A 9080-nucleotide genomic window follows, 5' to 3' on the forward strand; every position below is an offset into this window, starting at 1 on the left:
CCGGGAGCTTTTTCTTGCCGTGACTACATTTATGCCGTTAGCTCATTGCACTAACCAAGACGCAGAGAGCTGCTGTCCCGAGGGTTAGCAGCCACGTAGTGGCCCGTAGTTGCACTCGATGAGTGACCGAGTGTGGCTTGAAGCGTGAATACGTCCACGCCCCTCTGCACAGCATGTGTGGCATGGCTGTGCCTCAGCTGGTGTGGGTGAACGTGAAAACCGGCGGCTCGTCCCCACTTTCGGCATACATCTCCAATCGCTTGTCGAGTGAGATGTCCCTTGCCGCGGGGGCTCGGAAATACATAGCTGTCAGCTTCGCCGCGGCCAAGCGCGTGAAAAAGCTGGAGCGTGTCACTGGACACTCGAACAGTCCTTGCTTTGGATCCTTTGCCAAAGAGGTGAATTTGACCGCCATCGGAGAGAACTTCGATGTCCTTCCATTTGATAACTGCGATCTCAGAAACTCTGCAACCCAGCAGGTAACTCCCCTTAATCAAGGCGTAGTCGCGCTTGGCGTTGCGATCGTGATGAGCAGCCTTGGCGATCGTCGCCATCAACAGCACCATCTGTTCATCGGTCAGGGGAATGATCTGCTCGTCCGTGAGGTCCGTTTTGGACCGCAAGATCTTGATGAGCTTCTCGCTTGGCATCACCGATCAGTGGATGCCTCCAGCTTGGCTCCATAAGGACTATTGAGACAGTCAGCCGCACACCGACCGGTGCGCAGATCAGCGTCGGTAATAGTGGGTCGGATGGCCGCGGAAGCCCTTCTGGTCAGCGCCCAAAGCCATCATTCGATTTAGAGCCGTTATCGCGCCCACGGCGGCAGAAAATTGGCCTGCATTTTCTGCCTTACGGGCGATGCGATCTAAGCGTCCAACCTGCTGGAAAAGCAAGTCGCGCTGGTCGATCTCCTCAGACCCGTAGCAAGCATCCAACCAGTCTTTGTGGGCTGCAGCAACGACATCACCGGCGTTTCTGCGGCTGCACCCCCATGTTTCGGCGGTAAAGGCAGTTAATTCGCTGAGACCCATTCCGGCGTCTATCTGCCGCACCGCCCATTCATGGCGTTGTTTCTTCTCGCTGGCGGTGACTCTCTTGCGGGTCATGGCTACCTAGGGGGCAGTGGATGACTGGTGATAGGCTTTTTCATTGCGCTGTTCTTTATCTGGATACCGTGCGCCATCTATTGCGGAACCACATCCGAGGACAAAGGGCATAACGACAACTCTTTTTGCTGCACCAAAGCTTAGAAAAGAAAAATCTCTATTTCATTAATAGATCTTAGAAATAGGAAGCTCGACTATTTTGCGCAAGAAATTCATTGGCGCATCAAGATATTCTCAGAAACCATAATACTTATGGGAATAGCTGACACTGGAAGATCCGAGACACGAGAATAGAAAGAGATAAATTCTTGAAACACTACCTGCCTGTCTATAAAAAGACGAACACCTCCCTTACCGTCAAATTGCTGAATACGTAACAACGCCAAATCAGGACTAATCTCAACATTATCAATTAGCAGATTACCGCCTGACAGTAACTGAACATCAAGAGCCTCCATAACTGTGGAGCCTTTCCGATTGCTTACTTCGGGAAGATCAACCTTAAGCGACAAGTAAGGAACTGACAAATTGAGCGAAATCAGAAAATATGCCAAAAAAATGAATAAAACATCAATGAGCGGCAGCAGATTCAAAGCGGGAGAATCATGATGCTTATGTTTGAATTTTCGAGATATCACTGTGCCAAAGCCTCACAGCCAACAAAAGCCGAAAAGTCGGATACGTACTTTTCCAATATGAAGACTTCTTCTAGCATCCACCTCCTAAAAAAAGACAAGCAAATACTCCCTACAATAGAGATGCATAAACCATAAACAGTAGTTACCAAAGCATCAGATATTCCAGAAGTAACAACCTCAGATTTTGCAAACTCACTAACCAAAGAGAATCCACTGAAGGACCTCATAAGCCCAACAATAGTTCCAAGCAGACCTAAAGAAGGCCCCAAATTAGTTACGAGAAGAAGAAGATCATTATTTTTCTGCATCGGCAAAATCACTTCTTCCAACAAGATATCTAAATATCCACCCTTAATAGAGCGCTTAACATTATGCATGCTAGACAATTCAGAAGCAAGCAAATAAAGGGGCACATTCTTCCAACTTTTGCGAAGATCAAGCAATTCAATAGCGAAATTACCTTCATACAAAAGAGTCAACAATTTACCATGAGACTTCTTGATATTGGACCAAAACATAAATCTTTCAATGCAGCATGAAAGCCCAATTATTGATAAAATGAAGAGAGGAGCAATGAGCAAGCTCATGCAGCAAGGGCCAGTAAACTGACTAATTCTCCGTCTTAGTCTTGGCGATGAAAAGACAATACTTAGCAATATCAACTGCAATCCATTTGGTCATTTTGTGCTTTATTGTCTCCAGCAACAATTCAAAAAGCACATTGGGGGATAATAGAGCCTTCAACAATTTGCAAATATCAATATACAAAAAGATCGGGGCGCAAAAAAATGAGCCATTGAAAAATTTACTTCAAGAAAAAGAGGCTGTGTCTGCTAACGCTTTAAATCAATTAAACGAGACAAATGCAAATACCACTGTCAGGCCAAAACAAACAACGATCAACCCGACAATAAACTCCAAAGAGAGATTGGGCAAGGATAAAGCAAGACAAATGAGGCAGGGCAAAAATAATACTGCTTCAGCTTCATCGGAAGAAACAAGCACGGATAGAAACGCAAAAGGATCAAAAAAAAGAGCTATTTGCCTTAAATGCATTAAGCCAACATATCCAATCAGGGCACTTAAGAAAAACCAGAAAGGCACAGTAATTATTAACGTCACAATCGACAAACTTGGGAAAGTTACCAATGCTAAATTATTAAAATCAAGCGGAATAAAATCCATAGACAAGGCTTGCAAATTAGCAGCCACTAACTCACAATTTGTACCCTCAGGCTTGGAGCAAAAATTAGATATTGAATATAATTTAAAAATTAAGAGGAGGTAGAGCGAAGTATTTTACATGCAGCATTAATGCTTGCGAATGAGCCTGGATTAATAAGTCCGTAATAAGGCATCGTTGAGACCTTGTCTTGCTTAACAGCTTCAACGTTCTTCCAGAAATTCAAATCCTTAAATTGGTTCGCAAAGTCACCATCCTGAAAAGCAACTAAGATCAATTTTGGAGGTTTAGCAGTAATTATCCACTCCGGTGAAATGGTAGTATAACCAGAGAATCTCCCTGATTCATTTAGAGTACTAGTTAGATTGAGTATGCCTAAATGCCTCAATAGAGAACCACTCCAACTATTGGAAGTTGGAGATATTAAGGGTTTTAAGCTCGCTAAAATTAAAACTGGTTCGCCCTGTTCAGAATTTGTATATCTACAAGACGGAATTAACGAATCGACAGATTTTGAGTCAACTCCAACTTTAGAAGCAATATCATCTACTAGTCCTTGTAACTGGTCAAAGCTATTTAACTGGTAAGTGATTGTATCAAATCCCAAAGAAGATAACTTACTCAATACATTGTCATGGAAACCAGATGATCCAACTACTAGATCAGGTCTCAGAGAAATAATTTTTTCAAAGTCTGGCTGATTCCTTCCTTGAGATATACGAACAACATCATCGTAAACTCTATTGCCATTAATTAGAGATGATCCGGGCACTCCGACTATTGAATCGGAAGTTATCAGACTCACCACATCAGATGACATGGTTGTGAGTGTAACTATACGCTTTTTTATTGGCGAAGCATTTGAGGGAATAGACCCACAAAGAAGTAGCGAAAAGCAAGAAAGAAAAGAGCAGATTTGACTAAAGGTGCGATTTGGTAAATTCATAAGTAAAAAGCCCCTCATTAGAGAGGGGCAAGATAGGATTACAACTTGAGATTAGAATTTAAATTTAATGGAGGCTTGAATATTACGTTCGGGTTGGGAATATCTTGTCAAATCGAGATCCGAAGAAGACACACCCTTCAAGTCTTGAAAATTATAGTAACGCTTGTCGAAAATATTATAAATACCAAGTGACAACAGAACATTATCTGTAGGACGCCACTCACTTGTGAAGTCAAAGGTAGCGTAGGCACTTGGCACATAATCATCATAAGAAGAATCAACTCTTTGTTCTCCAACAAATGTCATTCCTAACGATGAACTCCATTGTTGGCTTGGGTGACGATATTCCAATGCTGTGCGATTCATAAAGGGGATTACCGTTGTCAACGGAATATCGTTGGTAGTATCATTACCTTCTGAGAAAGACATTACATTCGAAATATTAAAGCCATCTCTTTGCTGATTTAAAAAATATCGAGCACTAAGCTCAACACCAAAAATTTCAGCTTCTGAAATATTTTCGGTTTTGTATATAGTGAAGCCCCTATAATCAGTTTCGCCTGTATTTTTTAATTGCTCAATAAAATCATCGTACTTATTGTAATATGCGGCAAGTGAGATATCTATCTGATCATAAGAACCCTTGTAACCTAACTCGACGCCTCTGCTTGTTTCCGGTTTCAGATCAGGATTAGATTGAGTAGTATATCTACCTCTTGGATTTTCAAAAGAACTATTGATCTCAAACCAAGATCCAGGTCTAAAACCATGTGAATAAGCAGCATAGATATTTGAATTGTCATCTATGTTATAGCTTACAGATAGCTTTGGGCTGAACGCTGTGTGATGTTGATCCATTGCAAGTTCTGAACTACCTTGAGAGGCTTCATAAAGAGCATCAGAGTGTGCATCAAGGTTGTAATCATCCAATCTAATGCCAGCAACTAAATCAAAATCACCGAATGAAAAAGAATCTTGGAAAAATATACCTAACCTTTGAATAGTAGTATCAGGAGTATCTTTTTCAATAGTTTGGGTCCCGTAGGTCAGATTATTGGTAGTTCTTATCCTCGAACCCTTATTTTGTGAGTAATCGATACCCCACGTGGAGTCATGAAAAATGCCTGCCAACTCAAAAGGTGTATAGAACTCAGAGGACAAGCTCAACTGATCCTGCTTGAGATAATACTTTTTTTGCTCATCATATGTTTGCCTAGAAAAAGCGCTAGTTACTCTACGATCGAAGTTGTCATCAATACGGCTGTATTGCCAAGAACCGATGATCGATGCAGAATCAATAAACTTGTAATCTTCGTCGTTATTTTGATAATTATACTCAAGACTCATGCGCTGTCGTTGAGTTTCAGTATCAGAAACCAAACTTTGATACTCAGAGAAATAACTTCCTGCCAGCAAGGCTAAATTTTTAGGTGAATCAGTCACTTCGGAAACTCTGTCAATACTTTCGTAGATTAGGTTGAAAGAAGAGCTGTCATTTAAGTCATACTGAATATTCGCGAAGTAATTATTACCAGAATTATCTTCATCATTCAAATATCCGTCATCTGCTTTTGTCCTGGTCTCTCCAGAGGATTCGTTTGTATAAATCAATAACGTTGATAATTTATCAGAGATCCTGTTTGCTACTTTAAGCGTGCCTATCCTTCCACCATTTTCACTAGATAATGTAAATGATGGCTCAAAAGCGAAGCTCTCATTATCAACCAAAATATCAAATGGTGTAAGAGATTCGTAGGAAATTACCCCACCTAATGCATCTGAGCCCCACAAGGAAGAACTGGGTCCTTTGATAATCTCAACAGAATTGAGAAAGCTAAAATCAACATAATTTGCCCTGCCAAGATCATAGTATCCGCCATATTCATATCTATCAGGCAACCTAACGTTATCAATAATGAACAGATTTCGATCCCCTTCCATGCCTCGAATATTGACATCAGTAGTTCCAGGGGTTCCTCTACTTCCTTTTCGTACAGAATTTCTGGTCGTGACGCCTGGGATATCTCTCAGAAGGTTGCGGATACTATTTGTTGGATTTAACTCCAGTTCATTTTTGTCTATAACATCGACAGAACCTGCATAGTCAATTACTTGATTTTCTTTTCTTTCACCAGTGACAGTAATTTTTAAGAGATCATTACTCGAAGGATCACCAGCATAACTTACAGGTGTATAGAGTAGGGTAGAGGTGAGTGCAAGACCAGTCGTAAAAAGACCTTTGTAAATCAAAATAGAAACTTTAAATCTGATTCAGAATAATAATCTTCGAAAAAAGTGCAATGGCGGATGCACGAGATTAATCATTTATCACACGGGAAAGTCCATCAAATTACTAGACCTTGGAAAATTTATAACTTTTCCATCAGAAGATGTCAGCAGCTCAACATCAACACCATACCAAGCTTTAATATTATCAATAGTCAAAATATCGTTGGTCGGACCTATAGTAAATTCACCATTATCATCAATATGAATTACATAGTCAGAGTACTTAATAGCCAGATTGAGATCGTGCAGGGCAATTACTATTGACATATTTTGCGACTGATTTAATGTCATCAAGCTTTCAAGTAATGTTATTTGATTCTTTATATCTAGATGGTTAGTTGGCTCATCAAGAAGAAGCAATCGAGGTTGCTTTAATAGTGCCAGAGCTAGGAACGCTAATTGTCGCTGACCTCCTGAAAGTCCAGATAGTTTAGTAAATTTCAATATATTCAAATCATAACGTGATAAGTAAGCATCCAAATTCCAATCCTTGGGTTTTGATATTACGCAAGCGCCTGTTTCAATCAACTCACCAACGGTAATATCAAATGCTGTTTTATTATTCTGACCAAGATAAGAGATGGCGGCTGATATCTCAAAAGCAGAGTACTCGTCAAGCCTCTTATTGTCTAAATATAAATTGCCCGCCTTTGGGACTAGTATTTTACCCAGAAGTTTTAATAAAGTAGATTTACCACAGCCATTTTTTCCGATTACAGCAGTAATTTTTGCTCGAGAAATTTTGAATGAGCCAGCATTAATAATCGTTCTATTATTAAAATCGAAAAATAAATTTTCAGCCTCAATGATAAATTCCATTATTAAATAATCACGGATTTTCTGCTTTGGTGTATAAGCAAAAAGACAAACAACGGAGATCCTATTAATGCAGTAATGGCACCAACAGGCAGTTCTTCTGTATAAGAGCGCGCGATCGTGTCAGCCACACTTAAAAAAATTGCGCCCAGTATGGAGGATGCGGGAATAATTTTAGATGGCTGATTGGACCCAATCAGCAATCTTGCTGTATGTGGTGATATTAAGCCAACAAAACCTATTAATCCTCCAATGCTAACAGCACATGAGGACAAGCAAGTTGCAACAATGCCCACTAATAATCGACTTCTGCTCAAGTTTAGTCCAAAGTTAATAGCTGTTGGCTCGTCAAGATTCAAGAGATCTAATTTCTTTAACATGAATTTTGAAGCAATAATTGATGTTAATATCATTAAACCTGCTGGCTTAATTACTTCCCAATTGACTGCGTTAAGACTTCCAATGAGCCATTGTAGGGCGATTTGTATTCTAGAATCTTCAGTGCCTAAAAGGAGAATTGACTGTATTGCTCCAAGAAAGCTACTTAACGCAACACCAATCAAAATCAATTTCTGTGTCGTTAATTTATTACTCCCAACACTAGCCACAAAAATAACAAGTATTGAGGCAATCATGCCTCCCATCCAGGCAAAAAATGGGATATATACTGCTGAAATTCCAAGTATAATTGCCAAAATAGTCATTAGTCCAGAACCAGATGATATACCCAAGAGAAATGGTCCAGCGAGACTATTTCTTAGTAGACTTTGGAGCAAAGCACCAGATAGACCTAGAGCAGAGCCAGTCAGCAAAGATGCTAAAAGCCTAGGGAATCTCAAATTCCAAATAATTAATGTATTTATTTCATTGCCCGAGCCATGAAGATAATCAATTATCTCAAAAAATCCTATTGATCTCGTACTGCCAACAGACAAAGATATTAGGATTGTACAGAAGAATAAAACCAACAGTAACATATAACGAGAAATGAGCATATTGACTTTTAATACATTCCCCAATCATACCAATGACCAACAATAGAAGGTAAAAATGATTACACTTCCAGAGGCGAATTGATTCATTTTCTAAGCGAATAAAAGAACTGTTCCAAGAGTTTCTAGCGACATCATTTTCTTCCACTCGACATATACGCGAGCGTCGACCGGAAAGTGAAGACATCCACTCCCCTCTGCACCGCGTGCATAGCATGGCTTCACCTCAGCTGGGATGTACGTGGAACCTGGCAGCTCGTCTCCTTAAACCGCTTTAGAAGGACGCCGTCTCGCTCGACGTGGCTTGCCTTGCTTGGGCTGTTCGGAAGCCTTGAGATAAACCTTTCTCCCCTTGGTATCGATTCGATACAAGCCACCCTTTGGGCCTCTGTGAATCTCGGACTCTTGATCAGCACGAACTGTCTGATGAGCACGCTCTTTGAGCGTTGGCCTCTTCGACTGATCAGGCTTTTTGAGGAATAGCCACTTCAAAAACAACCCAAGAGCCTTGAGCATCGGAAGAAGGTTGAAATAACAGCCCTAATAAAGCGTCACTGTCAAGAGATCAATTCACTAACCAAGACGCAGAGAGCTGCTGTCCCGAGGGTTAGCAGCCACGTAGTGGCCCGTAGTTGCACTCGATGAGTGACCGAGTGTGGCTTGAAGCGTGAATACGTCCACGCCCCTCTGCACAGCATGTGTGGCATGGCTGTGCCTCAGCTGGTGTGGGTGAACGTGAAAACCGGCGGCTCGTCCCCACTTTCGGCATACATCTCCAATCGCTTGTCGAGTGAGATGTCCCTTGCCGCGGGGGCTCGGAAATACATAGCTGTCAGCTTCGCCGCGGCCAAGCGCGTGAAAAAGCTGGAGCGTGTCACTGGACACTCGAACAGTCCTTGCTTTGGATCCTTTGCCAAAGAGGTGAATTTGACCGCCATCGGAGAGAACTTCGATGTCCTTCCATTTGATAACTGCGATCTCAGAAACTCTGCAACCCAGCAGGTAACTCCCCTTAATCAAGGCGTAGTCGCGCTTGGCGTTGCGATCGTGATGAGCAGCCTTGGCGATCGTCGCCATCAACAGCACCATCTGTTCATCGGTCAGGGG

The 9080-nt window shown here is 41.5% G+C and carries 11 protein-coding genes; 1 reads left to right on the forward strand and 10 read right to left on the reverse strand.

From position 1 onward, the window contains the following. Positions 1 to 50 precede the first annotated feature (50 nt). The 4 genes from DXY02_RS12000 to DXY02_RS12015 all read right to left on the reverse strand — a co-directional run bounded on the left by DXY02_RS12000 (position 51) and on the right by DXY02_RS12015 (position 2334). A complete protein-coding gene (locus tag DXY02_RS12000) occupies positions 51 to 650 on the reverse strand; it encodes a tyrosine-type recombinase/integrase (RefSeq protein ID WP_371640196.1) in 600 nt (199 codons plus the stop codon). A gap of 78 nt (positions 651 to 728) precedes the next feature. Then, the gene (locus DXY02_RS12005; protein WP_114989546.1) at positions 729 to 1109 is read right to left on the reverse strand and encodes a hypothetical protein; all 381 of its coding nucleotides are present in this window, start codon (positions 1107 to 1109) and stop codon (positions 729 to 731) included. Between the two features lie 212 nt (positions 1110 to 1321). Continuing rightward, positions 1322 to 1747 (reverse strand): biopolymer transporter ExbD, encoded by a 426-nt coding sequence (locus tag DXY02_RS12010; RefSeq protein WP_114989547.1) that lies wholly within the window; start codon positions 1745 to 1747, stop codon positions 1322 to 1324. Beyond that, the gene (locus DXY02_RS12015; protein WP_114989548.1) at positions 1744 to 2334 is read right to left on the reverse strand and encodes a MotA/TolQ/ExbB proton channel family protein; all 591 of its coding nucleotides are present in this window, start codon (positions 2332 to 2334) and stop codon (positions 1744 to 1746) included. The genes DXY02_RS12010 and DXY02_RS12015 overlap by 4 nt, the downstream gene beginning before the upstream one ends. A gap of 47 nt (positions 2335 to 2381) precedes the next feature. On the opposite strand from DXY02_RS12015, the gene DXY02_RS12020 reads away from it, so the two are divergent. Beyond that, positions 2382 to 3035, forward strand: a complete 654-nt coding sequence (locus DXY02_RS12020) for an energy transducer TonB (RefSeq protein ID WP_114989549.1) — start codon at positions 2382 to 2384, stop codon at positions 3033 to 3035. Here DXY02_RS12020 and DXY02_RS12025 read toward each other — a convergent pair. The 6 genes from DXY02_RS12025 to DXY02_RS12050 form a co-directional block, all read right to left on the reverse strand. Next, positions 3022 to 3894 (reverse strand): ABC transporter substrate-binding protein, encoded by an 873-nt coding sequence (locus DXY02_RS12025; protein WP_114989550.1) that lies wholly within the window; start codon positions 3892 to 3894, stop codon positions 3022 to 3024. The genes DXY02_RS12020 and DXY02_RS12025 overlap by 14 nt on opposite strands. Before the next feature lie 33 nt (positions 3895 to 3927). Next, positions 3928 to 6126: a TonB-dependent hemoglobin/transferrin/lactoferrin family receptor gene (locus DXY02_RS12030; protein WP_170951585.1), complete on the reverse strand. Its 2199-nt coding sequence runs from the start codon at positions 6124 to 6126 to the stop codon at positions 3928 to 3930. 78 nt (positions 6127 to 6204) lie between these two features. After that, positions 6205 to 6984: an ABC transporter ATP-binding protein gene (locus tag DXY02_RS12035; RefSeq protein WP_114989552.1), complete on the reverse strand. Its 780-nt coding sequence runs from the start codon at positions 6982 to 6984 to the stop codon at positions 6205 to 6207. A gap of 2 nt (positions 6985 to 6986) precedes the next feature. Continuing rightward, positions 6987 to 7976 (reverse strand): iron ABC transporter permease, encoded by a 990-nt coding sequence (locus tag DXY02_RS12040; protein WP_114989553.1) that lies wholly within the window; start codon positions 7974 to 7976, stop codon positions 6987 to 6989. 261 nt (positions 7977 to 8237) lie between these two features. Continuing rightward, positions 8238 to 8489: a hypothetical protein gene (locus DXY02_RS12045; protein WP_244594225.1), complete on the reverse strand. Its 252-nt coding sequence runs from the start codon at positions 8487 to 8489 to the stop codon at positions 8238 to 8240. A gap of 57 nt (positions 8490 to 8546) precedes the next feature. Continuing rightward, positions 8547 to 9062: a tyrosine-type recombinase/integrase gene (locus DXY02_RS12050; protein ID WP_371640205.1), complete on the reverse strand. Its 516-nt coding sequence runs from the start codon at positions 9060 to 9062 to the stop codon at positions 8547 to 8549. Between the last annotated feature and the right edge of the window lie 18 nt (positions 9063 to 9080).

It is taken from the genome of Synechococcus sp. N19 (genome assembly GCF_900474045.1).
Taxonomy (GTDB): Bacteria; Cyanobacteriota; Cyanobacteriia; order PCC-6307; family Cyanobiaceae; genus Parasynechococcus.

Excerpts from the sequence above, each read along its gene's own strand:
- DXY02_RS12040 (WP_114989553.1), bottom strand. The coding sequence starts at position 7,976 with ATGCTCATTTCTCGTTATATGTTACTGTTGGTTTTATTCTTCTGTACA.
- DXY02_RS12025 (WP_114989550.1), bottom strand. The coding sequence starts at position 3,894 with ATGAGGGGCTTTTTACTTATGAATTTACCAAATCGCACCTTTAGTCAA.
- DXY02_RS12050 (WP_371640205.1), bottom strand. The coding sequence starts at position 9,062 with ATGGTGCTGTTGATGGCGACGATCGCCAAGGCTGCTCATCACGATCGC.
- DXY02_RS12045 (WP_244594225.1), bottom strand. The coding sequence starts at position 8,489 with ATGCTCAAGGCTCTTGGGTTGTTTTTGAAGTGGCTATTCCTCAAAAAG.
- DXY02_RS12015 (WP_114989548.1), bottom strand. The coding sequence starts at position 2,334 with ATGAGCTTGCTCATTGCTCCTCTCTTCATTTTATCAATAATTGGGCTT.
- DXY02_RS12035 (WP_114989552.1), bottom strand. The coding sequence starts at position 6,984 with ATGGAATTTATCATTGAGGCTGAAAATTTATTTTTCGATTTTAATAAT.
- DXY02_RS12005 (WP_114989546.1), bottom strand. The coding sequence starts at position 1,109 with ATGACCCGCAAGAGAGTCACCGCCAGCGAGAAGAAACAACGCCATGAA.
- DXY02_RS12000 (WP_371640196.1), bottom strand. The coding sequence starts at position 650 with ATGCCAAGCGAGAAGCTCATCAAGATCTTGCGGTCCAAAACGGACCTC.
- DXY02_RS12020 (WP_114989549.1), top strand. The coding sequence starts at position 2,382 with ATGAAAAGACAATACTTAGCAATATCAACTGCAATCCATTTGGTCATT.